Below are 26,769 nucleotides of genomic sequence, written 5' to 3'. Positions count from 1 at the left end.
TCTGCGGATAACGTTTGACCCCCCTCAACGGTGGACCTTAATCAGCGTTGCCTTAAATATGCGCCAGGCGGCTACTTTGTCAACACCAGTGGCACTTTGTTTCTGTTACTTACAAGTGCGGCGCAGTGAGCTGTGCCGCAGCGCGTGATGCCCTCCAGAATGGCGTCGTTTTGCGTAGGCACTTGCGCGCGCGCAGCGGCAAACCGTACGTGAATCCCGGCGTACCGTCCCTTCATTCATAGGAGTGCACCCATGACCCCATCCACCACCCTGCCACGTCGTCACCTGCTGGCAGCCAGCGCCGCTGCACTGAGCGCTGCGGGCCTTGCCAGCTGGACCGGCGCCGCCCAAGCCCAGGCCGCAGCAGCGGCTGCACCCAAGCCGCTGCCGGGCTACGCAGGCTGGAAGGCTGGCAATGCGCTGATCGTGCACAGCAGCAGCACCCTGGAGACCCGACGCGGAGCGTTTGGCACCAGCGTGGTCACGCCGTCGAGCCAGCTGTATGTGCGCAACAACCTGCCTGCGCCCGATGCCGCCATCCTGGATGACCGCAACGCCTGGGTGGTGCGGGTGGAGGGCGTCAAGAACCCGCGTGAGATCACCCTGGCGGAACTCAAGACGCTGGGGCTGGAGACCGTGGCCACGGTGCTGCAGTGTTCGGGTAATGGGCGCGGGTTCTTCCCCACCAAGCCCAGTGGCACGCCCTGGACGGTGGGTGCCGCCGGCTGCGTGGTGTGGAGCGGTGTGCCCGTGCGCAACGTGGTGGCCGCCCTGGGCGGCGTGGCCAGTGGCATGGCTTACGTGACGGGCACGGGCGGCGAGAAGCTGCCCGAAGGCGTGGACCCGCTCACGGTGCTGGTGGAACGCTCGGTGCCCATCAAGGCCATGGAAGATGCCATCCTGGCGTGGGAGATGAACGGCGAGCCGCTCTCGCTGGCCCATGGCGGCCCGCTGCGGCTCATCGTTCCGGGCTACCAGGGCGTGAACAACATCAAGTACATCAAGCGCCTGGCCTTTACCGAGGCGCAATCGCAGGCGCGCATCATGCAGCACGGTTACCGCATGACGCCGCCCGGCGCCAAGGCCAGCCCAGACCAGCCCTCGGTGTGGGAGATGACGGTCAAATCCTGGATCAATGGCCCGCTGCCCGAGCAAGGGCCGCTCAAGCCCGGCATGGTGCAGGTGCATGGCGTGGCCTTTGGCGGCACGCGTGGCATCAAGGGCGTGGAAGTGTCGGTAGACGGTGGCAAGACCTGGCAGGCCGCCCAGCTCATCGGGCCGGACCTGGGGCGGTTTGCCTGGCGCCAGTTTGTGCTGCCGGTGCGCCTGGGCGCAGGCACCCATGTGCTGGCCAGCCGTGCGACGGACACGGCGGGCAACGTTCAGCCCGAGCAGCGAGAGGAAAACGTGGGTGGCTACAACAACGCCAGCTGGGCCGATCACTCTGTCACGGTGTCGGTGGCCTGAGTTGGTCGCGCAACCCACCCCTTTGCGGCGGCTGGCGCCAGCGGCTTGTGCCCTGGCGCTGGCCGGTCTTGCCAACGCCAGCTGGGCAGCTGACCCTGCCGAGCTGGCGCGCGGCAAGCAGCTTTTTCTGACCCTGCAGCCAGCGTGCGCCGTGTGCCACACCTTGCAGGCGGCGGGCGCGCAAGGCCAGGTTGGGCCCGTGCTCGACGAGATCAAGCCCGATGCCAACCGCGTGCTGAGCGCGCTGCGCAACGGCATTGGCGCCATGCCCTCGTTTGCCGAAAAAATGACCGAAAAAGACATGCAGGCCGTCGCCCGTTTTGTGGCGCATTCCACAGGCGCTGCACCCTGATGCTGTGACCACATTGCCGGGGCTGGGCCATCTGCCTGTGCCCTGGCCTTACCATGCGCCTGCAGACCAGCCCATCCGGCGGTTGATTGGTTGCTTCCAGATCGTTGTTGACTGACCCATGTCCCCTGATACCGTTGCTTCTGCCTCCACTGTGTTCGATCCGTTGGCCAGCGCTGCCGTGCTGACCCAGGCCCGCTTGGGGCAATTGCCCCGCCCGCTGGATCTTCCCGCCGCATTGCGGCCCCAGGACGCAGCCCAGGCCTATGCGGTGCAAGACGCCGTGGTGCAGGCGCGCGGCCGGGTGGTGGGGTGGAAGGTGGGCGCGGCCAACCCGCAGGCGCTGCCTGCGCGCGCGGCGCTGACGCAAGACACCGTCTGGGTCTGCGCCGAGGGGCAGGTGCAGGAGTTGCCGGTGGCAGGCAACGCCGTGATTGGCGTGGAGGCAGAGCTGGCCTACGAACTGGCCTGCGACTTGCCGCCCCGTGAGCAGCCTTACTCTGAGGCAGACGTGCTGGCCGCCGTGCGCGCGGCCCATGCGGCCATCGAGGTGTGCGACACCCGCTATGCCGCCTGGGGCGTGCAGGGCGAGTGGAGCCGCCTGGCAGATCAGGCCTGCCACGGTGCGCTGGTGGTGGGCAGCGGTCGTGCCGATGTGGCGGCCCTACAGCCCTTGTCGGTGCCCGTCAGCCTGTGGGTGAATGGCACCCTGGCCGTGCAACGCCCCGCCTGGGGCAACCCGGCGGGCGACCCGCTGCGCCTGCTGACCTGGCTGGCCAACGAGGGCGCACGCAGCCTGGGCGGCCTGCGCGCGGGCCAGTGGGTCACCACCGGCTCCTGCACCGGCACTGTGCTGGTGGCGCCCGGTGCCCGGGTGATGGCCAAGCTGGGTGGCATTGGCTGCGCCGAACTGCAGTGCGTTTAAGGTGGGCCACAGCGCTTGCAATGGGCACCTTGTGGTTTGAAGCCAATTTGGCCTCTGGCGCTTGATGGGTAAGCGGTAGCAGCTATTGAAAGCATAGCAATCAACCCGCTGGTGTGCCACCAGCGCAGCCGCTCCGTTTCAGCCGGCCCCTACGCCCCCGTGCGGCGCATGCTGGCAAAGGCCTCGAATTCCCAGCTGCGCATGGCCAGCAGCACGGTGTAGCCCTCGCGCTCCTGCAAAGGCAGCTTCTGGTCGGCCAGGTGCTGTTGCGCAAAGTCTTGCGCCACGCGCTGCATGCGTTCCTGAAAAGCTGGGGCCAGCGCGCGGCTGATGGAGCCGTGCACCAGCAGCACGCCTTCACCGGGGCCGTCGAAGCCCCCGGCAAAGTAGTCCAGCAGCGCGTTGTCGCGAAAGTAGTGCATCACCGGCCCGTGCGGGCGCCAGCGGAAGGTCTTGGCCAGCTTGAGCCGGTAGCGGTTCAGCGGCCGCAGCTCGATGATGCCGATGCGGTCCAGCTGCGCCAGGTACTTGATGCCCTCGGCCTCGGTCAGCCGGTAGGTGGCCACCACCTGTTCCAGCGTCCACTGGCTCAGCACACAGATCGCGATTAGCAGCAGTTTTTTGTCGGCCACCACGGCCTTTTCCTGCTCCTGCGTCAGCTCTTTGAGCAGCGGCTGCTCGTCGGCCACGCGGCGGGCCAGGTCGGCAAAGTCCAGCGCCAGCGTGCGGCAGATGGCATCAATGCGCGACAGCGGCATGTCGCCCTTGGCCAGCATGCGCTTGACGCTGGACTCGGCCATGCCCAGCGCCTGCGCCAGGTCGGCGTAGGTCATCTGGGCGTTCTTCAGTTCCTTTTTCAGGGCGATCACCAGGTCGGCGGTTGTGCTCATGGGGGGCTCCTTGGTATCGATTATGGATACCCGCAGTGGCCTGGGTAGCCCTGTGTGCGACTTTTTCGGGGCAAAAGCCACCGGCGTTTGCACACTGCGCCCCATCTTGTGTTGCCGCCCCAGGAGGGCTCCCCGCCATGAACGCTGTCCACCCCTTGCAAACTTCTTCCCGCCGCTGGCTGCCGCTGCAGCCGGCCGAATGGGCCCTGCTGGTAGCTGCGGCCGCGCTGCTGGCCTTCGCCGTGTGGGGCCCCTTTTTGCCCGCCAGCGCGCACCAGCACGACTTTGCCGATCAGCGCGGCTGGCATGGCCTGCCCTGTGCGATGGACGTGCTGAGCAACCTGCCCTTTGCTGTGACAGGGGTGTGGGGGCTGGTGTGGTTGCGCCGCCTGGGCGCGTTGCGGCTGTGCCCGGCCACCCGCGCCACGGCGGCGCTGTTCTTTGGTGGTCTGGTGCTCACGGCGGTGGGCTCCGGCTGGTACCACTGGCAGCCCGATGACGCCGGTCTGCTGTGGGACCGCCTGGGCATGGCCGCAGCTTTTGCCGGCCTGCTGGGCCTGGCGGTGGTTGGGCGCATCAGCCCCCGGGCGGGCGTGGCCACCGCGCTGGGCTTGCTGGTGGCCGGGCCTACTGCCGTGCTGGTATGGGCCCACACGGGCAACCTGCTGCCCTGGGCCGTGGTGCAGTTCGGCGGCCTGCTGGCGGTGCTGGCCCTGGCATGCATGCCCCATCGCCATGGTGCGCTGGTGGTGCAGTGGGGTGCGGTGATCGCCTGGTATGCCGTTGCCAAAGCCTTTGAGCTGGCCGACCACGCAGTGTTCGAGGCCACCGGCCAATGGGTGTCAGGCCACACGTTCAAGCACCTGATGGCTGCGGGGGCTGCCCTGCCGGTGCTGTTTGCCATGGCGCGCCTGCACCACAGTCGTTACCTCGCTGCACCGATGCCGCGCCGCGCCATGCAGAATGGCGGGCACCGTGGGGCGTGATGCAGCAACCCACCACACAAAAAAGCCAAGAGGAGTGAACCGCATGACCCCCCAGCACGGGCAGCCTGCCGCGCAGCCAGCGCCCCTGGCCCTCCCAGCCTACGAAGAGCCCAACCAGTTTGCCCTGCTGCGCCAGCGCCGCTTTGCCCCGTTTTTCTGGACGCAGTTCTCTGGCGCCGCCAACGACAACCTGTTCAAGTTCGCATTCACCGTGATGGTGACCTACCAGCTCAGCGTGTCGTGGCTGCCGCCCGCCATGGCGGGGCTGGTGATTGGCGCGCTGTTCATCCTGCCGTTTTTGCTGTTCTCGGCCACCTCGGGCCAGCTCACCGACAAGTACGACAAGACGCGGATGATCCGCTTCGTGAAGAACCTGGAGATCGCCATCATGGCGCTGGCGGCCTGGGGCTTTGTGGCCAACCACGTGCCGGTGCTGCTGCTGTGCACCTTCCTCATGGGGCTGCATTCCACGCTGTTTGGCCCGGTCAAGTTTGCCTACATGCCCCAGGTGCTGAATGAGCGCGAGCTGACGGGCGGCAACGGCATGGTGGAGATGGGCACCTTCGTGGCCATCTTGCTGGGCCAGGTGGCCGGTGGCCTGCTGGTGGCTCTGCCCGGCGTTGGTCACACTGCGGTGGCCGTGGGCTGCATCGCCCTGGCGCTGGCCGGGCGGCTGGTGGCGCAGTTCATTCCGTCGGCCCCGGCCACCGACCCTGGTCTCGTCATCAACTGGAACCCCTTCACCGAAACCTGGCGCAACCTCAAGCTGGCGCATGGCAACGTGGTGGTGTTTCGCTCGCTGCTGGGCATCAGCTGGATGTGGTTCTTTGGTGCCGTGTTCCTGTCGCAGTTTCCGGCCCTGGCCAAAGAGGTGCTGCACGGCAACGAGCAAGTGGCCTCGCTGCTGCTGGTGGTGTTCTCCGTAGGCATTGGTGTGGGCTCGCTGCTGTGCGAGGTGCTGTCGCGCCGCCATGTCGAAATCGGCCTGGTGCCGCTGGGCGCCATCGGCATGAGCGTGTTTGCGGTAGATCTTTACTTCGCCACCCGCAGCCTGCCCGCCGCCGAGATGATGGGCGCTGCCGCCTTTCTTGCGCAGCCCCAGCACTGGCGTGTGCTGCTGGACCTGGCACTGCTCAGCCTGTTTGCCGGGCTGTACAGCGTGCCCATGTACGCCTTGATCCAGATGCGCAGCCAGCCCACGCACCGCGCCCGCATCATCGCGGCCAACAACATCCTGAACGCGCTGTTCATGATCGGCAGCTCCGTCATCGCCGGGGCCTTGCTGGGCGCTGGCTTCACCGTGCCGCAAGTCTTTTTGTTCACCGGCATTGCCAACGCGGTGGTGGCGTTCTACATCTTCATGCTAGTGCCCGAATACCTGCTGCGCTTTGTGGCCTGGGTGATGTCGCGCTTCATCTACCGCTTCAAGGTGCGGGGTGACGAGCACATTCCGTCCACCGGCGCGGCCATTCTGGCGTGCAACCATGTGAGCTTTGTCGATGCCGTGCTGCTCATGGCCGCCAGCCCCCGGCCCATCTACTTTTTGATGGACCACCGCATCTTCCGCGTGCCGGTGCTGGGCTGGCTGTTCCGCCTGGCCAAGGCCATTCCGGTGGCGCCGCAAAAGGAAGACCCCGCCACCTACGAAGCCGCGTTCGAGCGCGCAGCCCAGGTGCTGCGCGAGGGCGATCTGCTGGCCATCTTCCCCGAAGGCGGCATCACCAAGGACGGCGAGCTGCAGCCCTTCAAGGGCGGCATCATGAAGATCATCGAGCGCGCCCAGGCCGATGGCATTCAGGCGCCTGTGGTGCCCATGGCACTGACCAACCTGTGGGGCTCGTACTTCAGCCGCATCGAGCGCGGCACGGCCATGGTGCGCCCCTTCCGCCGGGGCATGTTCAGCCGTGTGGGCCTGAATGTGGGCGCCCCCGTGGCCGCGAGCGACGTGCAGCCCGAGCCGCTGCGCGGGCGCGTGGCGCAGTTGCTTCAGGCCTGAGCGCACTACGCCAACGAAACCTGCGGCGCCGGATAGGCCGCCTCAAATCAACGACAGCCCGGTGATGCGCGCCATGGCATCACCGGCCGCAGCAGGGGCATCAGCCGTTGCGAAAAAGAAAGCTGTAGGCGTTGAGCGCCGGCACCCCTCCCAGGTGCGCGTACAGCACGCGAGAGCCTTCGGGGAATTCGCCACGGCGCACCCTATCGATCATGCCGTGCATGGACTTGCCTTCGTACACCGGGTCCGTGAGCATGCCCTCTTGCCGCGCGCACAGGCGAATGGCTTCGAGCGTTCCTTCATTGGGCAGGCCGTACTCGGGGCCGCCGTAGCGCGTGTCCAGCACCACGTCTTCGGCGGTGATCTCCTGTCCCAGTTCCACCAGCTTGGCGGTGTTCTGGGCAATGCGCAGAATCTGCGCATGGGTTTTCTCGGGCTTGGCCGAGGCGTCGATACCAATCACCTTGCGCGCACGGCCGTCGGCCGCAAAGCCCACCACCATGCCCGCCTGCGTGCTGCCCGTGACCGAGCACACGACGATGTAGTCGAACTGGAAGCCCAGCTCTTTTTCCTGCTGGCGCACCTCCTCGGCAAAGCCCACAAAGCCCAGACCGCCGTAGGGGTGCTCAGAACAACCGGCGGGAATCGGGAAGGGCTTGCCGCCCGCCTTCTTCACGTCGTTCATGGCCTGTTCCCAGCTGGGGCGGATGCCAATGTCAAAGCCCGCAGCATCCAGGCGCACATCGGCGCCCATGATGCGGCTCATCTCGATGTTGCCCACGCGGTCGTACACCGCATCGGAGTAGTTCACCCAGTTCTCCTGCACCAGCACGCACTTCATGCCCAGGTGTGCGGCCACGGCGGCCACCTGGCGCGTCTGGTTGGACTGGATGCCGCCAATCGACACCAGCGTGTCGTAGCCGCCCGCGATGGCTTCGGGAATCAGGTACTCCATCTTGCGCGTCTTGTTGCCGCCAAAGGCCAGGCCGCTGTTGCAGTCCTCGCGCTTGGCGTACAGGTGCACCTTGCCGCCCAGGTGGGCCGACAGGCGCGGTAGCGGTGTGATGGGCGAGGGGCCGAACGTCAGCGGGTAGCGGGGAAATTTCTGCAGGTTCATGGCGTTTTCCAGTCGGTGAAGGCGGGTGGAAGAAGGGTGGAATGCAAGCGCGCTTGCAGTGCCTTCATCGTAGGAAAATGCGGGAATCAAATGGTTGTGAAAATCAATGCAATTTCGGATGTTTGGTTTTCATAAATGCAGATTAATCCATCAAAAGTTTGAAAAATGAACTATGTGTGCAACAAAAGTTCGTAGCAAGAATGCGCCGCCCGTCGATATGTCGGCAGAGCTGGACCGCACCGACAAAGCCATCCTGCGGCAGTTGCAGCGCGATGCCTCTCTGTCCAACGTCGCGCTGGCCGAAAAGGTCCATTTGAGCCCGCCCGCCTGCCTGCGGCGCGTGGAGCGACTCAAGCGGCTGGGGCTGATTGAAGGGGTGGTGGCGCTGCTCAACCCCCAGGCCGTGGGGGCGGGCATGCTGGTGATGATTGGCGTGGTGCTGGACCGTTCCACGCCCGAATCGTTCGCCGCCTTTGAGAAGGCCGCCGCCTAAGTCTCCGGCTGCATGGAATGCCATGTGGTGACAGGCGAGTTCGACTACTTCATGCTCATCCGCACCCGCGACAGCGAGAGCTTCAACCGCCTGCACGCAGAGCAGTTGCTCTATCTGCCGGGCGTGCGCCAGGTGCGCTCGTTCATGGTGCTGCGCAACGTGCTCTCCACCACCGAGCTGCCGCTGGCGCTGTAGTGCCTGCCGGACTTACCGGGCTGCGCGCAGCCGGCCCATCACGGCAGCCCACAGCGGGCCGCCGAACACGTTCACCACCAGCCCCGCCATCAAGAGCCCTGCGCCGGCAAAATGCACGGGCAGCAACTGCTCGCCGAACGCCACCCAGCCGGTGGTCAGACCCACCACGGGCACCAGCAGGGTGAAGGGTGCCACGCGGTTCACGGGGTAGCGCGACATGAGGTACGTCCACAGCCCAAAACCCAGCAGGGTTGAAATCCACGCAATGTAGGCCACGGCGGCCATGGATTTCAGCGACAGGTGCTGCACCGCAGCCCACACCGCAGCGGGGCCGTCGAGCAGCAGCGACAGCGCCACGAACGGCAGCGGCGCCACCACACTGGACCACACGATGAAGGCAAACTGGTTCATCGGCCCATGCCGTCCCACTGCGCGGGTCACCAGGTTGCCGCAGCCCCACATCGCAGCAGCGGCTACCGTGAGCGCGAAGCCGGCCAGTGGCATCGAGGCACCATGCGCGCTGCCAATCAGCACCAGCCCCACCCCTGCCAGCGCCAAGCCGGCCACCTGATTGCCCTGCCACTGCTCGCGCAGCACCACCACGGCCAGCAGCAGTGTGAAGAACGATTGCGATTGCAGCACCAGCGATGCCAAGCCCGAAGGCATGCCGATGTGGATGGCTGTGAACAGCAGCGCAAACTGGGCCACGGCCATCGTCATGCCGTACAGAAGGTACAGGCGCAAGGGGACCTTGGGCGGCTTGACGAACAGCAGCGCTGGAAACGCAGCCAAGAGGTAGCGCAGCGCGCCCAGCAGAAGGGGCGGCATATCGGCCACCCCGACCTTGATGACCGCAAAGTTCAGCCCCCACACCAGGATGACCAGAAGGGCCAGGGACAGATCGCGAGGGGTGAGTGGGGCGTTCATGAGCAGCAGGTGGTGTGGACCTGCATTGTGGGCTGCCGCACGGCATGTTGCCAATCCGGTACCCACGCGCAGAAGGCAAGCACCGACAAGGCTCGCGTTTGGCCTGCGTTCAGGCTTCGACTGCGAACGTCAGTCCCGCATTGGCCTGCAGTCGTGCGATCAGCTTGTCGCCCAGTGCAGGCGCCGTGGTCCAGATGCCACCGGGGGTGCTGGCAGCGTCCTGCAGCAGGCACACCGCCGCCTCGGCAATCATCTTGGAGGTGGAGCCGTAGCCGGGGTCGCGGTCGCCCTTCACGCTCACGCGCAGGCTGTGGCCTTCGGTGTCGGTGCCGAGGAACAGCACGTCGTAAAAGCCGTTCTCGCGCTCCTCGCGCGAGGGGCCTTCGCCGGGCTTGGGGCCTTTGTCGGAGCCGAGCGACTTGTCGCCCGCCACCGCGTTGGCGATGGCTTCACCCTTCTCGCCCGGGCCGGTGACCAGCATTTCGTCGTACACAAAGTCGGTGCCGTAGGCGTGCTTGAGCAGCAGGTTGGAGCGGTGCACGTTGCGCGTGTTGATGGCCGCCATCACAAACGGTGCCACCCACACCCCATCGCCCAGGGCTTCGTCCACCATGGGCTTGTGGCCCGAGGGCTGGCGCGGGCCTTCAAACCCGGGCGTGAGCGAGAAGGGGTTTTTCAGCAGATCGAGCACACCGGGCTGGCTGGCGGCTGCAGCCATGGTGGCTTTGAGGCTGGCGGCGGTGCCACCTGAGAAGGTGCCCTTCATCTTGCGCACGCGGCCGCGCACGCGGGGGGCGGCATGGCCAAAGCGCTGGGCAAATTCCTTTTGCAGCATGAATACGCCCAGGTCGAACGGGATGGAGTCAAACCCGCACGAGAACACGATGCGCGCGCCGCTGGCCTTCGCGGTGGCTTCGTGCGCGTCGATCATCTGGCGCATCCAGGCGGGCTCGCCACACAGGTCCACACAGTCCACACCGCTGGCGGCGCAGGCGGCCACCAGTTCGTTGCCATACAGCTGGTACGGGCCCACGGTGGTCAGCACCAGGCGCGTGGCGTTCATCAGCGCTTGCAGGCTGGCGGGGTTGGTGGTGTCGGTCACCACCAGGGGGGTGTCGGCTGGTGCGCCCAGCTCGTCGCGCACAGCGGCCAGCTTGTCGGCATTGCGCCCGCCCATGGCCCAGCGCAGGCCGCTGCCTGCGGGGTAGCGTTGCAGCAGGTATTCAACGACCAGGCGGCCGGTAAAGCCGGTGGCACCGTGGACGACCAGATCAAAAGGCTTGTTCATGCAGTTCAAACTCCAAAAAGCGCAGGGGTTGCCGGTGTGGTGCCAAGGGGGCCGCAGGCCCGGCAGGTGGGTGGCGCATTGTCTGGGCGGGCAGGGCGGTTGTCTGTCGCATACGTGCGGGGCGGTGGGGGCCAGTTTTTGCCGCGCTGTCGCTTGAAAAGTATCGAATAACGGTACTTTTTGGCTGATGCGTGAGAACTGTGCTGTTCTTTTTGCCTCGATGTTGGGCCACGGGCGGCACGATCCAGTCCGTGTTCAACCAAGGCCCCCTGCGGGCACCAACGCAATGTCTGCTTCTCCCATCGTTGTTCTTCGCGACACCCGTGCATGGCAAATGCAGGTCTGGATTTCCTTCGGCATCGCGGTGTTCCTGTGTGCCGTGGGGCTGGCCTGGCTGCCAGGCGCTGACCTGGAAAAAGTGTTCATGGTGATGGGCTACGTGTTCTGCCTTTCGGCCACGTTCATGCTGTCCAAGTTTGTGCGTGACAACCAGAGCGCCCGGCGCGGCGCGAGCGATACCCCGCTGTGGAAGCTGGTGGTGTGGGGCGGCTTTGCGGTGGCCATGGGCCTGACCGGCTGGGGCCTGGTGGGCATGGAGATCAACGTCACCTACAAGGCCTTCTTGGGTGTGAGCTGGCTGTACCTCATCACATCGGCTTTCACGCTGGCCAAGATGCTGCGCGACCGCTACGAGGTCGACCTGATGGAAGCCCGCCTGCAAGGCCGGCGCGAAGCGGCCCATGCCGCAGCCCAGAGCGCCGATTGAACGCCGGAGCCCAGCTTCCCTCCCTTTTGTTCTGATTGCTAAGGAGTCATTCATGCGTATTGCATTGTTGAAAAAAGCCGTGGCAGGCCTGTGTGTGGCTGCCGGTGTGTGGGGTTCGCTGGCCGCAGCGCCAGCCCATGCGCACAGCGAAGCCTCTGCCGTGCTGTCTTTGCTGCCGGTGGCTTCGGTGGTGGGTGTGGCGGGTGCGGGCTCGGCGGTGGCTGGTGCTGCCGTGGCCCTGCCGGTGGCGTTGTCGGCCACGGGTGCTGTTCTTTCGGTGAAGGCGGTGGAAGGCTCGGCCATCGGCACTGTCTACCTGCTGGAGCGCGCATCAGACGGCGCGCAGGTGAGTGTGGAGGTGGCCGGGCGCGGCGTGGGCGCATCCGTGCATGCCGTGGGCACGGTGGTGACCTGCAGTGTCATCGGCACCGGGGTGATTCTGTCGGTGGCGGGCGAGGCCTTGGCCTTTGTGCCCAATGCCCTGGGCCGTGCCTTGCTGCACAACGAACGTCTGTGATGATGAAGTACATCCCTCTGAGCCGCTGCGCGGCTTCTCCCTTCTCTCGCGCTGCGCGCGGGAAGGGAGACGATGCCCTTGCTGCGGGGCGGTGCGGCCGGCCTAGGCCCTTGCTTGGCATCCCTCACTTGGTTCGCGCCCCTTGGATGTGCTGCGGGTGTGCGACGCTGGCGGTCGCCGCAGTGTTGGTATCGGCCCCGGCCCACGCGGGTCGATCGTGCGAGGCGAAAAAGCCCACGCCCCAGGTGGTGGAGCGTGGCATGGCGCTGGCCGCGCAGACCTCGCAGGCGCTGGACGCCGAGCACGCGCGCAGCGGCGCCAAGGTGGTGCTGCTTGGCCGCGCCGGGCAAGACCTGGGCAAGTACGGCCTGCGCTATTCGCACCTGGGCTGGGCTTACAAAACGCCCGAAGGCCCGTGGCGCGTGACGCACAAGCTCAACGACTGCGGCACGGCCCTGGGTCATGTGTACCGGCAGGGCCTGGGCGAGTTTTTTCTGGACGACCTGTGGCGTTTTGAAGCCGTGGTGGCCGTGCCCAGCGCCGCCGTGCAGGCGCAGCTGTGGCCCGTGCTTACTGAGAACGCCCGCGCCAAGGCGCTGCACACGCCGCACTACAGCATGGTCAGCTATGTGTGGGGGCAGAAGTACCAGCAATCCAACCAGTGGGCGATTGAGACGCTGGCTGCGGCGATGGAGCCCACCACCATCCGCACCCGCGAGCAGGCCCAGGCCTGGCTGCGGTTCAAGGGTTACGAGCCCACCACCCTGCGGCTGGGGCCGCTGACCCGGCTGGGTGGGCGCGTGGGGTCTGCCAACATCGCGTTTGACGACCACCCCAGCGACAAGCGCTATTCGGACCGCATCGAGACCGTGACGGTGGATTCGGTGCTGGCCTGGATGCAGCGCACCCAGCTGGCGGCGGCCCCCTTCACGGTGCTGTATCAGAAGCAATGAGTAAAAATGGCTTATAGCGCTTGTCTGGTAAGCGCTGTAAGCTATAAAAAAAATAGCAACTATCAACGGGAGAAGCAACCATGAGCAAAGCCTTGCGTTTGTCAGAGAAGTGGTTTCGGCGTGGTCTGTGGCTGGTGGCGGTGGTGTTCGCCAGCTTTTTGATTGGCCTGGGCGGCACCATCGTGGGCGATCTGCCCAAGGTGGAACGCCCGCTGCAGGTCGATGATTTTCTCGACAAGGCCCAGGCCCGCGCGTTGCGCGACACCATCCGCGCCCAGCGCGACGCCGAGCAGGACGCGCAGACTGCGCTGGAACAGGCGCAACTGCAGCACCGCAAGGCTATGAGCGACAACCAGGCCGAGCGCGAAACCTTCAACAACTGGCTGGCCACCCGCCGCGTGACCGAGCGCGCCGACCACGACCCCGAGGTGCTGGAGCGCACGCGCAAGCTGGACCTGCTCAAGCAGGCCGAACGCCAGGCCCTGCGCGCCGTGGAGGCCCAGCAGCAGGCCGCGCTGGACGCCCGCCAGACGGCAGCTGCCACTCAAAGGCAGCTGAGCGATTTGGAGGCCGACGGCTACACGCGCCTGCAGCAAGAGCGCCGCAAGCTGGAGCTGCGCGTGTTCCTGTACCGCCTGGCGCTCACGCTGCCTTTGCTCGTGGCCGCAGGCTGGTTGTTTGCCAAAAAGCGCCACAGCACCTACTGGCCGTTTGTGTGGGGCTTCATCTTCTTTGCGCTGTTTGCCTTCTTCGTGGAGTTGGTGCCCTACCTGCCCAGCTACGGGGGCTATGTGCGCTATGTGGTGGGCATTGGCATCACGGTGCTGGTGGGGCGCTATGCCATCCTGGCCCTGAACCGCTACCTGGAGCGCCAGAAGCTGGCCGAAGCCATGCCCGATGCCCAGCGCCGCGAAGAACTCAGCTACGACGTGGCCCTGGCCCGCCTGGCCAAGAACGTGTGCCCCGGCTGCGAGCGCCCGGTCGACCTGAAGAACGAAACCATCGACTTCTGCCCCCACTGCGGCATTGGCCTGTTTGACCGGTGCGGCCAGTGCACCACCCGCAAGAGCGCCTTCGCCCACTTTTGCCACGCCTGTGGCACCAGCGCCAAGCTGCGCCTGGCCAGCGAGGCCTGACGAGGTGGTGGCGCACACCGTGCGAACCAGGGCTGGTTTGAGGGTGAAAAGCGATTTAAACCCAAGGGGAATAAGCGCTGCCAGCTATGAAAAATATAGTGATGGGCTGAGTGCTTTGCGCAGTGTGCGGCCGGAGCCTTCGCCATGAACATGGAATTTGCCACGGCAGCGCAGGTGCAGGAAGGCTTCGGCACGGGCTTGACCGCCATGGTGTTCGCCGTGTCGGCCATGGCCATCGCGGCCTACGCAGGGGGCCGCCATTTGGCCACGCCGCTGCGCTTGCGCTGGGTGGCTGTGGGGTACGCGCTGGCCCTGTGCCTGGCCGTGGGCACGGTGTATGTCAGCACCTGGGGCCGGTTCGTGCAATTGCAGGTGAATGGGGCAGGGCTGGAGCTGCGCTACGCTGGCTCGTGGCAACTGCCGGTGCGCGTGCCGCGAGACCAGGTGCAGACCGTGCTGGTGGGCTGGGGCAAGCCCGGCCGGCCTTGCTATCTGCGCGTGGTGCTGCGCGATGGCTCCAGCCACCGCAGTGCCGAACTGCCTGCGCCCGCGAGCCAGTGCCGCGTGCTGCAGGCCCAGGTGCTCGGAGCCCTCTGATACGGGTGTGCTGTTGCGTCGTCGGTTCGCCTGGTCTGCGGCTGCCCGCCCGGTGATCTGGCTGAATGCAAGCCCGCATGAACGCAGCGCGCAGGCAGTGTGCGTTTTTTTGATGAAAATAGCCTCTAGGGCAGGCGGGGTAAGCGCCAGAAGCTATGTTTTGCATAGCAATCCAGGGCCCATGTGCTACACCAGATCGCGCAGCGCCTGTTCCAGCGTGGGGTACTTGAAGGCAAAGCCCTGCTGCTGCAGCCGCGCAGGCACCACGTTTTGCCCGTCCACAAACAACTGGGCCATTTCGCCCATGGCCCAGCGCAGCGGCGTTGCGGGCACCGGCAGCCACACGGGGCGGCGCAGCAGCTTGCCTGCGGTGGCCACAAAGGTGGCCTGTGCAATGGTCTCGGGGGCGGTGGCGTTGTAGATGCCGTGCATCTGCGGGTCGCGCAGCGCTGCGTGAATGAGCGCCAGCACATCGTCGCGGTGGATCCAGCTCATCACCTGCTGACCGCTGCCCATGCGCCCGCCCACACCCAGGCGAATCGGCAGCAGCAGGGGCGGCAGTGCGCCGCCGGGGCCCAGCACCACGCCCAGGCGCAGCACCACCTGGCGCACGCCCAGCGCCTGGGCCTTGGCCGCAGCCGCTTCCCAGCGCACGCACAGTTCGGACATGAAGCCACCGCCTGCAGCACTGGTTTCGGTCAGCACTTCGTGCGGCGGGCGCACGCCATAAAAGCCGATGGCCGATGCCTGCACCCACACCGCCGGGCGGTGCGTGGCGCGTTGCAGCCAGGCCAGCAAGGATTCGGTCACGCCCACGCGGCTGTCCAGCAGCACCTGCCGCCGCCCCGCCGTCCACGGCGGGCCCACCACGGGGGCGCCTGCCAGGTTCACGATGGCGTCAAAGCGGGCGTCGGAAGGCAGGTCGTTGGCACTGCGCACGGCCTGCACGCGGCCCTGGAACAGGGCCTGGGCGCTGGCGGGCTTGCGGCTGAGCACCGTCACGCGGTGGCCGGTGGCCAGCAGCTGCTGGACCAGCGCGGAGCCGATGAAGCCGGTGCCGCCGGTGACCAGCACATGCATGGCGGGGGAGGCGGGAGGAACGGGAGAAACGGGAGAAGGCGAAACAGTCACAGCGGCGTGCTCCAGTGGGTGAACTCCAGCAGCCGCATTATGGTTTCGGGGGCTGGGCATTGCTGCCCAGGGGGGATTGGGGGCCCCAGGTTCCCGGGGCCGGGCTTACACGCCCCGGGCCCGGTCGGCCTTGAACTGGGCGCGGAACTGGCTGAAGGTGCCCGCGTCCAGCGCCTCGCGCACTTCGCGCATCAGGTTCAGGTAGTAGTGCAGGTTGTGGATGGTGGTGAGCATGGGGCCCAGCATTTCGCTGCAACGGTCCAGGTGGTGCAGGTAGGCACGCGAGAAACCGCCGCGCCCGCCCTGGTCCCACGCCACGCCGTCCTTGCCCGCGCAGGCGTGGCAGGTGCAGCTGGTATCGAGCGGCAGGTGGTCGGCCTTGTGGCGGGCGTTGCGGATCTTCAGGTCGCCGTAGCGGGTGAAGATGGTGCCGTTGCGTGCGTTGCGCGTGGGCATCACGCAGTCAAACATGTCCACACCTTCGGCCACGCCCTGCACCAGGTCTTCGGGCGTGCCCACGCCCATCAGGTAGCGCGGCTTGTGGGCAGGCAGGCGGTGGGGCGTGTGGGCCATGATGTCCAGCATCTCGTCCTTGGGCTCGCCCACGCTCACGCCGCCCACGGCGTAGCCGGGGAAGTCCATGGCCACCAGGGCTTCGAGCGATTCCTGGCGCAGGTTCTTGTACATGCCGCCCTGCACGATGCCGAACAACGCATTGGGGTTGCCCAGGCGCTCGAATTCGTCCTTGGATCGTTTGGCCCAGCGCAGGCTCATTTCCATGCTCTTGCGCGCTTCGGCCTCGGTGGTCAAGTGGCCCTTGGTTTCGTAGGGTGTGCACTCGTCGAGCTGCATCACGATGTCGGAGTTGAGCGTGGTCTGGATCTGCATGCTCACCTCGGGCGACATGAAGAGCTTGTCTCCGTTGACGGGGCTGGCAAAGTGCACGCCTTCTTCGGTGATCTTGCGCATGGCGCCCAGGCTCCACACCTGAAAGCCGCCCGAGTCGGTGAGGATGGGCTTGTCCCACTTCTCAAAGCCGTGCAGGCCGCCAAAGCTCTGCATCACGTCCAGGCCGGGGCGCATCCACAGGTGGAAGGTGTTGCCCAGAATGATCTGCGCGCCCATGTCGTGCAGGCTTTGCGGCATCACGCCCTTGACGGTGCCATAGGTGCCCACGGGCATGAAGATGGGGGTCTGCACCACGCCGTGGTTGAGCGTGAGCTTGCCGCGCCGCGCGTGGCTGGAGGGGTCTGTTTTGAGAAGGTCGAACTGAAGCATGGGCGGGATTGTCCCAGACACCGCCCCGGCCTGTTTTTGGAGGACCTTTGCGCAAGGTGCTGGTGCAGCCCGCAGGGGTGACTACACTGGTCTGGTCAGTAACCCGCAAGGAGAACAACATGCTCAAGATTCTGGTGGCCGTGGATGGTTCGGAGTTGTCGCTCGACGGTGTGCGGCACACGCTGCAATGGCTGCAGCAGGGGCTGCAGGCCACGGTGGTGCTGGCCCATGTGCAAGAGCCTGCATCGCTGTACGAGCTGGTGACCAGCCGGGACCCCGGCCTGATCGCTGCAGCCAGCGTGGAAGCCGGTGAGCACCTGCTGGCGCCCGCCCGGGCCTTGCTGGAGGCGGCTGGTGTGGCCTATGAAACCGACATTGGCCTGGGCGACCCCGCCCACACGCTGGTGGACATGGCCGAGCGCAATGGCGCAGACATGGTGGTCATCGGCGCCAAGGGCCATGGGGCGCTCAGCAGTGCGCTGCTGGGCTCTGTGTCGCAAGAGGTGGCGCGTGCCTGTGCGGTGCCGGTCACCATCGTCAAGCATCTGCAGGATGCGTTGGTGGACGGTGACGTGGAGGGCGATGACTGATTGCAAGTCAGCGCACCGCCAAAGAAAAAAGGCCGCGTTGCGGCCTTTTTGCATGGTGGGGGCGTTCGCCCCTTTCAATCCAGCGATATCTTCTGCTCGCGAATCAGTTGGTGCCATCGCTGCACTTCGGTGCGGATCAGCTCGGCATATTGCTGGGGCGTGCTGCCCACAGGCTCAATGCCGAAATCAATCAGCTTTTGGCGGATGGCCGGTTGCTGGATGGCCGTGGCCACCTGCTTTTGCAGGGCAGCGACGGTGTCGGCCGGCGTGTTGGCGGGCGCCACGATACCCACCTGGGCCGAGGCTTCCACGCCCTTGATGCCCAGTTCGGCAAAGGTGGGCACGTCAGGCAACTGGGGCAGGCGGGTGGGGTTGGCCACCGCCAGCGGGCGCACTTTGCCACCCTTGATGAAGCCTGCGCCAGCAGCCAAGTCCACCATCATGGCGGCTACTTGCCCGCCGGCCAGGTCGGTGAGGGCGGGAGCTGCGCCGCGGTAGGGGATGTGCACCATGTGCAGACCGCCTTGCACCTTGAGCAGTTCCATGGCCAGGTGGTGCGGGCTGCCCGCACCGGCCGAGCCGTAGCTGATCTTGCCGGGGGCGGCCTTGGCCTTGGCCACGAAGTCCTTGGCGTCCTTCACATCCGAGTTCGGGCCCACCACCAGGATCATGGGGAAGCGCCCCATCAGCGTGACGGGGGTCAGGTCTTTTTCGGGGTTGTAGGTGAGTTTGGAGTACAGCGCGGTGTTGAACACCATGGTGCCGTTGTCGGCCGATAAGATCGTGTAGCCGTCTGCCGCCGAGCGGGCCACTTCTGACGCCGCAATGGCGGTGTTTCCGCCGGGTTTGTTGTCCACCGTCACGGGCTGGCTGATCTGCTGCGATAGTTGCTGGCCGATGGTGCGCGCCAAAAAGTCCGAGCCACCGCCCGCAGGGTAGGGCACCACCCAGCGAATGGGCTTGGCGGGGTAGCTCTGGGCGTGGGCGGCCACGGTTCCCCCCAGCAGGGCGATGGCAGTGATCAGGCCGGTGGCGCAGCGGCGGTTCAGCATGTTGGCTCCTTGAATGGATTTATTGTTTGCAATGATATTACGCAATGCGTAATCATTCAGTCGTGATAACCCTGTGATCTGGATCATGGAAAACTCCTCCTCCCTCCCGTCAGACGGCGGCAAGCGCCGCCAACGCGTGCAGTCGGCCGAAACCGGCATGACCATCCTGAAAGCGCTGGCGCGGCTGGGGGGCGCGGCCAGCCTCACGGCCATTGCGGCCGAAGCGGGCGAAAACGCCGCCAAGGTGCACCGCTACCTGTCCAGCCTCACATCCGAGGGGCTGGTGGCGCAGCACCCCGCCACGCAGCACTACCACCTGGGGCCCGAGGCGGTGCGCATTGGCCTAGCAGCCCTGCGCCAGTGCGACCCGGTGCGCATGGGCGAAAGCGCCTTGCTGCGCCTGCGGGAATCGCTGCGGGTGACCTGTTTCATCGCTGTCATGGGCAACATGGGCCCCACAGTGATGCGCATGGAAGAGCCCTCGCTGCCCGTCACCGTCAACATCCGCCCCGGCTCGGTGCTACCGCTGCTGTGGTCTGCATCGGGGCAGGCGTTCCTGGCCTTTTCAGACGATGAAGCCTTGCAGGCCACGGCCCGGGCCGAGTACGAGGCCGCCACGCCCGAGCAACGCTCCCTGGTGGGCGGCAGCGACCCGGTGCAGGGGCTGCGCCAGCAGGTGCTTGGCCAGGGCTGCGCCATCGTGCGCGACACGCTGCTGGCAGGCATCAGTGCGGTGGCGGCCCCGGTGTTCGATGCCCGGGGCCATGTGAGCGCGGTGCTCACGGCGCTGGGTGCCAGCAACGGCTTTGACGCCCGCCCTGGCGGAAGCATCTGCCCCCGGGTGGTGGAAGAAGCGGCCGCCATCAGCGCCGCCATGGGGTACGCACCGCCTGCCTGAGCGGTTGAACTCCGCGCTGGCGGGCTGGATGGATGGAAATCGAAGGGAAATTACGCATTGCGTAAATTGATTTCGGTTAATACCATCCGCTCCATGAGTGCTCCGACCCCAGCCACCAACGCCATCCCTTCGGCCCCCGCCATGGGGCGCTGCCCCGTAGACCACCGCAGTTTTGCCCAGGCCGCCACGCCTGGTGGCTGCCCGGTCAGTGCCAACGCGGCGGCGTTCAATCCCTTCGAGCCCGCCTACATGCAGGCGCCTGCCGAGTACCTGCGCTGGGCGCGCGAGCAAGAACCCGTATTTTTCAGCCCGCAGCTGGGCTACTGGGTGGTGACGCGCTACGAAGACGTAAAGGCCGTGTTCCGCGACAACCTGCTGTTTTCGCCCTCCATCGCGCTCGAAAAGATCACCCCGGCCACGCCCGAGGTGATGTCCATCCTGCAGCGCTATGGCTTTGCCATGAACCGCACCATGGTCAACGAGGACGAGCCCGACCACATGGAGCGCCGCCGCCTGCTGATGGACGCCTTCCTGCCCGAGCGCCTCATCACCCTGGAACCCATGGTGCGCGACCTGGCGCGGCAGTACATGGACCGCTTCGTGAACCAGGGCCGGGCCGACCTGGTGGCCGAGATGTTCTACGAGATTCCACTGAACATCGCCCTGAAGTTTCTGGGTGTGCCCGACGAGGGGGCCGAGCAGTTGCGGCAGTTTGCTGTGGCGCACACGCTCAACACCTGGGGCCGGCCCACGCCGCAGGAGCAGCTGGAGATTGCCGAGAACGTGGGCCGCTTCTGGCAGACCGCGCAGCAGATTCTGGACACCATGCGCGCCCAGCCCGATGGCGAGGGCTGGATGTACGAAACCATTCGCCAGCACCTGAAGCACCCCGACGTGGTGCCCGAGTCGTACCTGCGCTCGATGATGATGGCCATCCTGGCGGCGGCGCACGAAACCACCTCCAACGCCACGGCCAATGCGTTCCTCACGCTGCTGTCGCACCGCAAGGCGTGGGAAGACATCTGCGCCAACCCGGCGCTCATCCCCAACGCAGTGGAAGAATGCCTGCGCGTGGCAGGCTCCATCATTGCGTGGCGGCGCCAGGCCACCGCCGATGCCGTGGTGGGCGGCGTGCCCATCCCCAAGGGCAGCAAGCTGCTGCTGGTGCAGGCCTCGGCCAACTTCGACCCGCGCCATTTTGAAAACCCCGACGAGGTCGATGTGTACCGCGAAGCAGCGGTGGAGCACCTGACCTTTGGCTACGGCGCGCACCAGTGCATGGGCAAGAACATTGGCCGCCTGCAGATGCGCGTGTTTCTGGAGGAGTTTGTGCGCCGCCTGCCGCACATGCGCCTGGTGGAGGGGCAGCCGCAGGAATACCTCTCCAACACCTCGTTCCGCGGCCCGGCGCGGCTGTGGGTGGAGTGGGACCCGGCCCGCAACCCCGAGCGTTTGCAAGCCTATTCAGCGCCTGAGCATGCGCCCGAGCCGGTGCCGTTCTACATCGGCCCGCCCGCCAAGGACTCGATCACCCGCACCGTGGTGCTGAAAGACAAGCAGCCCGAGGGCGACAGTGCCTTTCGCCTGGTGTTTGCCGACCCGCAGGGGGCCGCGCTGCCTGCCTGGTCTGCCGGCGCGCATGTGGATGTGGTGGCCGGCGGCTTTCGCCGCAAATATTCGCTGTGCGGCGCGGCAGACGACCGCCAGCACCTGCAGGTTGTGATCCAGCGCGAGGCCGAGGGGCGCGGGGGATCGCGCCACTTCTGCGACCAGTTGCAGCCCGGCGACACCGTGCAACTGGCAGGCCCCAAGAACCTGTTCCGGCTGGATGAAACGGCGGACCACTATGTGCTGATTGCCGCAGGCATCGGCATCACCCCCATGCTGGCCATGGCCGACCGGCTGCAGCGCCTGGGCAAGCCGTATGTGCTGCACTACGCAGGCCGCAGCCGCGCCCAGATGGCCCTGCTGCCGCGCGCGCTTCAGGGCCATGGCCCGGCCCTCATCCTGCATGTGAAGGACGAGGGCGGGCGCCTGCACCTGCCTACCGTGGTGGCGGGCGTGCAGGCCAATCACCGGGTGTACGCCTGCGGCCCCAACCGCCTGATTGACGAGCTGGAAGCCCTGGGCGCCGAGTGGCCCGAACAGGTGCTGCACTACGAGCACTTCAGTGGCGAAGGCTTGGGCCTGCAGCCCGACAAGGAGCACGCTTTTGTCGCCGTGCTGAAAGACTCTGGCCTGGAGGTGACGGTGCCGCCCGACCGCACCTTGCTGCAGGCACTGCAGGCGGCGGGGGTGGACGTGCCCTGCGACTGCGGCGAAGGCCTGTGCGGCACCTGCGAGGTGGCCGTGGTGTCTGGCGAGGTAGACCACCGCGACAAGGTGCTCACCAAGGCCGAGCGCGCCGCCAACACCCGTCTGCTGGCTTGCTGCTCGCGCGCGGCGGGGCAGAAGGTGGTGCTGGCGCTGTGAACGCCTGCACCGGGCACAAAAAAGGGAGCCGTCTGGCTCCCTTTTTTGATGGTGAATGTGGCCTCTTAATCAGGCGGCCTTGCGAAATGGCTCTGCCGGGCGCTGCAGCTTGCCGTGGGGCAGGGTGGCCAAGCGAGAAAACATGCGGCGCACGTAACCGCTGACCCACAGGCATTTGTTGAGCTCGTCTACCGGCAGCGGACCCGACACCACCACGATGTCATTGGCCTCTTGCTGGGCACCGGCGGCGCGCAGGCGGCGGCGGGTGTTGTTGGCCCACGACTGGATGCGGGTGGGGCTGCCGTGCTGGTGCACTTTGCCGGTGTGCACGTCAAAAGCAATGGCAACGGTGTCGGTTTTGAGCTTGAACCTGCGCTCACCCGTGACGGCGCTGGGCGCTTCACGCATGTCGTACAGGTAGTAGCTGCCTGCCTTGAGTTGGTATTGCATGTCCATGGGCTGTTTCCTCTTGTGTCGGCATTTTCGAGGGCATATGCACCAGGCAATCGGGGGTAAAACGGCCAAAAAGCCGCGCTTATCAGGCGCGTGGCACGCAGGTTTGCCGGCTGGGGTGCGCGCGCCATTGTGGCGGTGCCCCGGCGGCATTTTGTGAAACTTGAGGGCGAGGTTGTAACAATATGCGACGCCTTGATGCGCCTCAAGTTTCAGAGGGCCCGGTATTCCTGCGCTGGACCGGGCCCCGGCGTGAAAACCTGTTCAGATGCTCAGAAGTCCACCAGGCTGACGCCCAGGCTGAACACGGTGCGCTTGCGGTTGTAGTCGATCATGCTGTCGCCGTAGCCGCTGAACAGCGCGGTGTGCAGGCGCAGGTTGCTCTTGCCGCCCCACAGGCCGCTGCCCAGCGCCTGCATCCACTCCAGTCGCACAGAGCCGCGGTCGCTGCTGGCCAGCGAGCTGCGGAAGGTGGCGCCCAGGGTGTTGTCCTTGTTCACGTTCCAGCGCACGGCAAGTTCACCCCGGCCCACGTAGTCGCTGATGCCGGGGTTGTCGTCGCTGTCGGCGCTTTCAGACAGGCGCTTCCACAGCCGGCCGGTCACGGTCCAGCGGTTGTCCAGCTCCATGCCGGTCATCAGGTACACCCGGTTCCAGCTGCGCGACAGCGGGTTGCTCTGGCCGTTGGACTGGTGCACCAGGCCCACGCCGCTGTAGCGCCAGCGCCAGCCAAAGGGCAGCTGGGCGGTGGTGGGGTAGACGTACATGATTTCGGGTTCGTGGTCGGTGGACCGGAACGGGCGCGAGATCTGGGGCGTGAACAGCTGCCAGTACGACTGCTGCGAATAGCCAAACCACACCGAATCCTTGAGCGTGGGGTGCCCCTGGGTGAGCAGCCCCTGGGCCAGCTTGGTGCGCACCGACAGCTGGATGCGGCTCTCGGTGGTGCGGTAGGGGGTGCTTTCTGTGGCCGAGTGGCCAGCGGCGGCCGACGTGGGCTGGCGGTTGACCGAGTCTGACGCCACCACCGACACGGTGATGGGGCGGTAGCCACGGAAGCTGAAGGTGCCGCAGTCGCTGCCAGATTCCAGCTCCCAGAAGCGCGAGAGGTCGCTGTACTGCGGGTCGCGGCAACCTTCGGTGCGAGCCACGTCAATGATGCGGGTGGCGGGCAGCGTGGTGTCTACGGGCTTGGCTGGTGAACTGGCGTCTGCCGCTGGCGCGGTGGCGCTGCCGGGGGCTGCGCCTGCCACTGCTGAGGCAGCAGGAGCCTGCCAGGCCTGCTGACCGGCCCAGGCGTCAAAGCAGGCCAGGCGGGCCGTGTTGTCGCCCGACAAGGCGGCGCAGCGGCGCCAGGCGGCGTCCTGACTTCCTGCGGCTGGCGCGGCTGCCCCGCCAGATGTGGCTTGGGCCATGGCCGCTGCGGGGGCCAGCAGCAGTGCCAGGGCAGCGGGCCAGCCCATGCGCTGGGGCCGCGCCGGGCGGACGTCGCTCATTGCCAGCTGGCCTGCTTGCGCAGGACGAAGGGCTGGGGTGTGTCGGGAGAGGTGCTTTGGGTCCATGATCCGCGTATTTCCTTGCCGCAACTGCCATCCACCACCCGGCCTGTCCAGGTGGCGCTGATGTTGGTGCCGTTGATCGATTCTTCCAGAGTCAGGTCGCCGTCATCCACGTCGCCGCTGACCTGTGCCTTGGTGCCCCCGCGCTGCACGGTGCCGCGCACGCTGTGGGCCAGCTCCGGGTGGGGCCCCAGCTGCAGCGTGGCGGTGCTGGCTTGCAGCTCGGCGCGCCAGTGCCCTTGCAGGTGGAGGTGGCTCATCTCCACAGCCGCTGGGCAGGCTGCGCCGGATTTTGGGTCATTTTGGCTGCTGGCGCTTGTAGGATAAGCGCTGATTGCTATCAAAAACAAAGCGGGCAGCAGGGCTGCGGCGTGGCGGGGGAGATGGGTGCGCGAGCGTGCCATAAGGGGATGTGCCGTCGTGGGCTGCGCCTTTCAGCGCGGCGGGGTGCTGTCGGCCAAGGCTTTCTTGGCGGCAAATTCGGCGCGCAGGGCCTTGAGCTTTTCGCGCGGGTCTTCGCGGGCGGTGGTCTTGTCCAGGCCCATTTCGGCGATGAAGCGGCTGGGCTGGGCCGACACCATTTCGCGGCCCTTCTTGCGCTTCTTGGTCCAGCTCACGGCCAGGGTGCGCTGGGCGCGGGTAATGCCCACGTACATCAGGCGGCGCTCTTCCTGCAAGCGCTGCAGCGTGTCGTCGCTCACCTTCTGCTGGCGGCCTTCGTCGTCGTCCAGCTTGAAGGGCAGCATGCCTTCGGTCACGCCCACCAGCACCACGTGGGGCCACTCCAGCCCTTTGCTGGCGTGCAGGGTCGACAGGGTCACCATGTCCTGTTCCTGCTCGCGCTCGCTGATGGTGGAGAGCAGCGCAATGGTCTGCGACACCTCCAGCAAGCTCTTGGTCTCCTTGGCCACCACGGCGCCGGCCGTGTCGTCGATCTGCCCGCCCGCGCGCTGGGCCATCCAGTCGCAGAACTCCATCACGTTGCTCCAGCGGGCGGCGGCCACCTTTTCGCTGTCTTCGTTGTCGTACAGGTGCTGCTCGTAGCCGATTTCCTTGAGCCAGTCGTTCAGGAAGGCGCGAGCGTCTTCTGCACCGACCGTGCGGCGGGCGCTGTACTCCAGGTAGTTGATGTAGCGGCCAAACTCGTGCAGACCGTCCATGGCACGCTTGGGCACGGCGGCCGGCAGCATGCCGTTGAACAGCGCACCGAACATGCTCTGCTTGTGCTGCGTGGCAAACGCGCCCAGCGCCGCGAGCGTGGTGTGGCCAATGCCGCGCTTGGGCGTGGTGATGGCGCGCAAAAACGCCGGGTCGTCGTCGTTGTTGATCCACAGGCGAAACCAGGCGCACAGGTCCTTGATTTCCGCCCGGTCAAAAAAGCTGGTGCCGCCCGAGACCTTGTAGGGGATGTTGGCCTTGCGCAGCGCTTTTTCAAACGGCTTGGCCTGGTGGTTGGCGCGGTACAGGATGGCGAAGCTCTTCCAGTCCGGCGGCGGGTTGCTGGCGGCGCGCAGGCTCTGGATGCGGGCCACGGCGCGCTCGGCTTCGTGCTCCTCGTTGTCGGCATCGACCACCCGCACCGGCTCGCCTTCGCCCAGTTCGCTGAACAGCGTTTTGGGGAACAGCTTGGGGTTGGGCCCGATCACGTTGTTGGCCGCACGCAGGATGGCGCTGGTGGAGCGGTAGTTCTGCTCCAGCTTGATGACCTTGAGGTGGGGGTAGTCCACCGGCAACTTCTTGAGGTTGTCCAGCGTGGCGCCGCGCCAGCCGTAGATGGACTGGTCATCGTCGCCCACGGCCGTGAAGTGCCCCTTTTCGCCCACCAGCAGCTTGAGCAGCTCGTACTGCGTCGCGTTGGTGTCCTGGTATTCGTCCACCAGCACATGGCCCAGGGCGGCTTGCCACTTGGCTCGCACCTCAGGGAAGTCGCGCAGCAGGCGCAGCGGCATGCCGATCAGGTCGTCAAAGTCCACGCTCTGGTAGGCCGCCAGGCGCTCTTCATAGCGCGCCATCAGCGTGGCGATGATGCGTTCGTTGTCGTCCGCCGCCTGGGCCAGCGCCTGTTCGGAGGTCAGGCCCATGTTCTTCCACTTGCTGATCACCCACTGCCATTGGCGCGCAGTGGCCATGTCGGTGGTGCCGCCTGAGGCTTCCTTCAGGATGCCCGTGACGTCGTCGGCGTCGAGGATGCTGAACTGCGGCTTGAGGCCCAGCACATGGCCGTCTTCGCGCACCATGCGCACGCCCAGCGCGTGGAAGGTGCAGATCAGCACATCCTTGGCGCGTTTGCCAATCAGGTGCCCGGCGCGCTCGCGCATTTCCGACGCCGCCTTGTTCGTGAAGGTGATGGCCGCAATGCGCCTGGGGTCCATGCCCTTTTCGATCATGTGGGCGATCTTCATGGTGATCACCCGCGTCTTGCCCGATCCCGCACCGGCCAGGACGAGGCAGGCCCCGTCGGTGTAGTGAACGGCCTGGAGCTGGGCGAGATTGAGACCGGCAGACATGGAGGAGGAGGAACGTGCAGAAAGATGCGAAGGGAGACCCGGACAGGCGCGGGGCGGTGGACGCCACGGGCGTGGGGTGCATGCCGAGGGGGCGTGCAGCGCAAGGGCGCTATGATACCGGCGTACCCCCGCCAGGGTCGGGGCGAGGGCATCGGCCATCGCCTGAACACGCCCGGCGCCTGGCGGTCTGCTGACAGGGGCGCTCCGCTGCCCATGGGGCAGGCCCT

Annotated in this window: 24 protein-coding genes and 1 pseudogene; 14 read left to right on the top strand and 11 right to left on the bottom strand. The window is 66.2% G+C overall.

Going from position 1 to position 26,769, the window contains the following annotated elements; genetic code table 11:
* The first annotated feature begins 252 nt into the window (after positions 1 to 252).
* The 3 genes from IHV84_RS08955 to IHV84_RS08945 all read left to right on the top strand — a co-directional run bounded on the left by IHV84_RS08955 (position 253) and on the right by IHV84_RS08945 (position 2,741).
* Entirely contained in the window at positions 253 to 1,467 is a 1,215-nt protein-coding gene (locus IHV84_RS08955; protein ID WP_198846606.1) for a sulfite oxidase, read from the top strand.
* A 22-nt stretch (positions 1,468 to 1,489) separates the two neighbouring features.
* Positions 1,490 to 1,819: a cytochrome c gene (locus IHV84_RS08950; RefSeq protein WP_198846614.1), complete on the top strand. Its 330-nt coding sequence runs from the start codon at positions 1,490 to 1,492 to the stop codon at positions 1,817 to 1,819.
* 118 nt (positions 1,820 to 1,937) lie between these two features.
* Positions 1,938 to 2,741, top strand: a complete 804-nt coding sequence (locus tag IHV84_RS08945) for a 2-keto-4-pentenoate hydratase (RefSeq protein WP_198846605.1) — start codon at positions 1,938 to 1,940, stop codon at positions 2,739 to 2,741.
* A gap of 149 nt (positions 2,742 to 2,890) precedes the next feature.
* Here the strand turns inward: IHV84_RS08945 and IHV84_RS08940 are convergent, their stop codons facing one another.
* Complete coding sequence (locus IHV84_RS08940) at positions 2,891 to 3,631, bottom strand: helix-turn-helix transcriptional regulator (protein WP_198846604.1); 741 nt, start codon at positions 3,629 to 3,631, stop codon at positions 2,891 to 2,893.
* A gap of 137 nt (positions 3,632 to 3,768) precedes the next feature.
* Between IHV84_RS08940 and IHV84_RS08935 the strand changes: the two genes are divergently transcribed.
* The gene (locus IHV84_RS08935) at positions 3,769 to 4,617 is read left to right on the top strand and encodes a hypothetical protein (RefSeq protein ID WP_198846603.1); all 849 of its coding nucleotides are present in this window, start codon (positions 3,769 to 3,771) and stop codon (positions 4,615 to 4,617) included.
* A 43-nt stretch (positions 4,618 to 4,660) separates the two neighbouring features.
* Positions 4,661 to 6,613 carry an MFS transporter gene (locus IHV84_RS08930; protein WP_198846602.1) on the top strand — a complete coding sequence of 651 codons (1,953 nt, stop codon included), beginning with the start codon at positions 4,661 to 4,663 and terminating at the stop codon, positions 6,611 to 6,613.
* A gap of 100 nt (positions 6,614 to 6,713) precedes the next feature.
* On the opposite strand, the gene IHV84_RS08925 is transcribed toward IHV84_RS08930, so the two are convergent.
* Entirely contained in the window at positions 6,714 to 7,730 is a 1,017-nt protein-coding gene (locus IHV84_RS08925) for a 1-aminocyclopropane-1-carboxylate deaminase (protein WP_198846601.1), read from the bottom strand.
* A gap of 172 nt (positions 7,731 to 7,902) precedes the next feature.
* Here IHV84_RS08925 and IHV84_RS08920 point away from each other — a divergent pair.
* Positions 7,903 to 8,418: pseudogene (locus tag IHV84_RS08920) on the top strand (Lrp/AsnC family transcriptional regulator).
* Between the two features lie 12 nt (positions 8,419 to 8,430).
* On the opposite strand, the gene IHV84_RS08915 reads toward IHV84_RS08920, so the two are convergent.
* Together IHV84_RS08915 and IHV84_RS08910 are read right to left on the bottom strand one after the other, a co-directional pair.
* A complete protein-coding gene (locus IHV84_RS08915) occupies positions 8,431 to 9,345 on the bottom strand; it encodes an EamA family transporter (RefSeq protein WP_198846600.1) in 915 nt (304 codons plus the stop codon).
* 109 nt (positions 9,346 to 9,454) lie between these two features.
* Positions 9,455 to 10,633, bottom strand: coding sequence for a trans-acting enoyl reductase family protein (locus IHV84_RS08910; protein WP_198846599.1), 1,179 nt, complete (start codon positions 10,631 to 10,633; stop codon positions 9,455 to 9,457).
* Positions 10,634 to 10,919: 286 nt separating this feature from the next.
* Here IHV84_RS08910 and IHV84_RS08905 point away from each other — a divergent pair, with 286 nt between their 5' ends.
* The 5 genes from IHV84_RS08905 (at position 10,920) to IHV84_RS08885 (ending at position 14,602) form a co-directional block, all read left to right on the top strand.
* Positions 10,920 to 11,399 (top strand): YiaA/YiaB family inner membrane protein, encoded by a 480-nt coding sequence (locus tag IHV84_RS08905; protein ID WP_198846598.1) that lies wholly within the window; start codon positions 10,920 to 10,922, stop codon positions 11,397 to 11,399.
* Between the two features lie 52 nt (positions 11,400 to 11,451).
* Positions 11,452 to 11,916 carry a hypothetical protein gene (locus IHV84_RS08900; RefSeq protein ID WP_198846597.1) on the top strand — a complete coding sequence of 155 codons (465 nt, stop codon included), beginning with the start codon at positions 11,452 to 11,454 and terminating at the stop codon, positions 11,914 to 11,916.
* A gap of 146 nt (positions 11,917 to 12,062) precedes the next feature.
* Entirely contained in the window at positions 12,063 to 12,869 is an 807-nt protein-coding gene (locus tag IHV84_RS08895) for a DUF2145 domain-containing protein (RefSeq protein ID WP_233099919.1), read from the top strand.
* 80 nt (positions 12,870 to 12,949) lie between these two features.
* Positions 12,950 to 14,005: a zinc ribbon domain-containing protein gene (locus tag IHV84_RS08890; RefSeq protein WP_142083278.1), complete on the top strand. Its 1,056-nt coding sequence runs from the start codon at positions 12,950 to 12,952 to the stop codon at positions 14,003 to 14,005.
* Between the two features lie 144 nt (positions 14,006 to 14,149).
* Positions 14,150 to 14,602 (top strand): hypothetical protein, encoded by a 453-nt coding sequence (locus IHV84_RS08885; RefSeq protein WP_198846595.1) that lies wholly within the window; start codon positions 14,150 to 14,152, stop codon positions 14,600 to 14,602.
* Between the two features lie 186 nt (positions 14,603 to 14,788).
* On the opposite strand, the gene IHV84_RS08880 is transcribed toward IHV84_RS08885, so the two are convergent.
* Together IHV84_RS08880 and tgt are read right to left on the bottom strand one after the other, a co-directional pair.
* Complete coding sequence (locus IHV84_RS08880) at positions 14,789 to 15,733, bottom strand: TIGR01777 family oxidoreductase (protein WP_370541232.1); 945 nt, start codon at positions 15,731 to 15,733, stop codon at positions 14,789 to 14,791.
* Between the two features lie 105 nt (positions 15,734 to 15,838).
* Entirely contained in the window at positions 15,839 to 17,011 is a 1,173-nt protein-coding gene (gene tgt, locus IHV84_RS08875) for a tRNA guanosine(34) transglycosylase Tgt (RefSeq protein WP_198846593.1), read from the bottom strand.
* Positions 17,012 to 17,130: 119 nt separating this feature from the next.
* Here tgt and IHV84_RS08870 point away from each other — a divergent pair, with 119 nt between their 5' ends.
* Complete coding sequence (locus tag IHV84_RS08870; RefSeq protein ID WP_198846592.1) at positions 17,131 to 17,601, top strand: universal stress protein; 471 nt, start codon at positions 17,131 to 17,133, stop codon at positions 17,599 to 17,601.
* Between the two features lie 74 nt (positions 17,602 to 17,675).
* Here the strand turns inward: IHV84_RS08870 and IHV84_RS08865 are convergent, their stop codons facing one another.
* Positions 17,676 to 18,653 carry a tripartite tricarboxylate transporter substrate binding protein gene (locus tag IHV84_RS08865; protein ID WP_198846591.1) on the bottom strand — a complete coding sequence of 326 codons (978 nt, stop codon included), beginning with the start codon at positions 18,651 to 18,653 and terminating at the stop codon, positions 17,676 to 17,678.
* An 85-nt stretch (positions 18,654 to 18,738) separates the two neighbouring features.
* Between IHV84_RS08865 and IHV84_RS08860 the strand changes: the two genes are divergently transcribed.
* Together IHV84_RS08860 and IHV84_RS08855 are read left to right on the top strand one after the other, a co-directional pair.
* On the top strand, positions 18,739 to 19,551 hold the full coding sequence (locus IHV84_RS08860) for an IclR family transcriptional regulator (RefSeq protein ID WP_233099912.1): 813 nt from the start codon (positions 18,739 to 18,741) through the stop codon (positions 19,549 to 19,551).
* A gap of 93 nt (positions 19,552 to 19,644) precedes the next feature.
* Positions 19,645 to 22,023 (top strand): cytochrome P450/oxidoreductase, encoded by a 2,379-nt coding sequence (locus IHV84_RS08855; protein ID WP_198846590.1) that lies wholly within the window; start codon positions 19,645 to 19,647, stop codon positions 22,021 to 22,023.
* Between the two features lie 69 nt (positions 22,024 to 22,092).
* Here the strand turns inward: IHV84_RS08855 and IHV84_RS08850 are convergent, their stop codons facing one another.
* From IHV84_RS08850 to IHV84_RS08835, 4 genes are all read right to left on the bottom strand, one after another.
* A complete protein-coding gene (locus IHV84_RS08850) occupies positions 22,093 to 22,479 on the bottom strand; it encodes a hypothetical protein (RefSeq protein ID WP_044397796.1) in 387 nt (128 codons plus the stop codon).
* A gap of 269 nt (positions 22,480 to 22,748) precedes the next feature.
* Entirely contained in the window at positions 22,749 to 23,972 is a 1,224-nt protein-coding gene (locus IHV84_RS08845; protein WP_198846589.1) for a phospholipase A, read from the bottom strand.
* A complete protein-coding gene (locus IHV84_RS08840) occupies positions 23,969 to 24,295 on the bottom strand; it encodes a hypothetical protein (protein ID WP_233099911.1) in 327 nt (108 codons plus the stop codon). Before IHV84_RS08840 ends, IHV84_RS08845 begins: the two co-directional genes overlap by 4 nt.
* A 174-nt stretch (positions 24,296 to 24,469) precedes the next feature.
* Positions 24,470 to 26,542 (bottom strand): ATP-dependent helicase, encoded by a 2,073-nt coding sequence (locus IHV84_RS08835; RefSeq protein WP_198846587.1) that lies wholly within the window; start codon positions 26,540 to 26,542, stop codon positions 24,470 to 24,472.
* Between the last annotated feature and the right edge of the window lie 227 nt (positions 26,543 to 26,769).

The sequence above is a fragment of the Acidovorax sp. IB03 genome (assembly GCF_016406015.1).
In the GTDB taxonomy this organism is placed as follows: domain Bacteria; phylum Pseudomonadota; class Gammaproteobacteria; order Burkholderiales; family Burkholderiaceae_C; genus Acidovorax; species Acidovorax temperans.
Note: the sequence above shows the minus strand (reverse complement) of the source record. Positions and strands in the feature narration are given on the sequence as shown.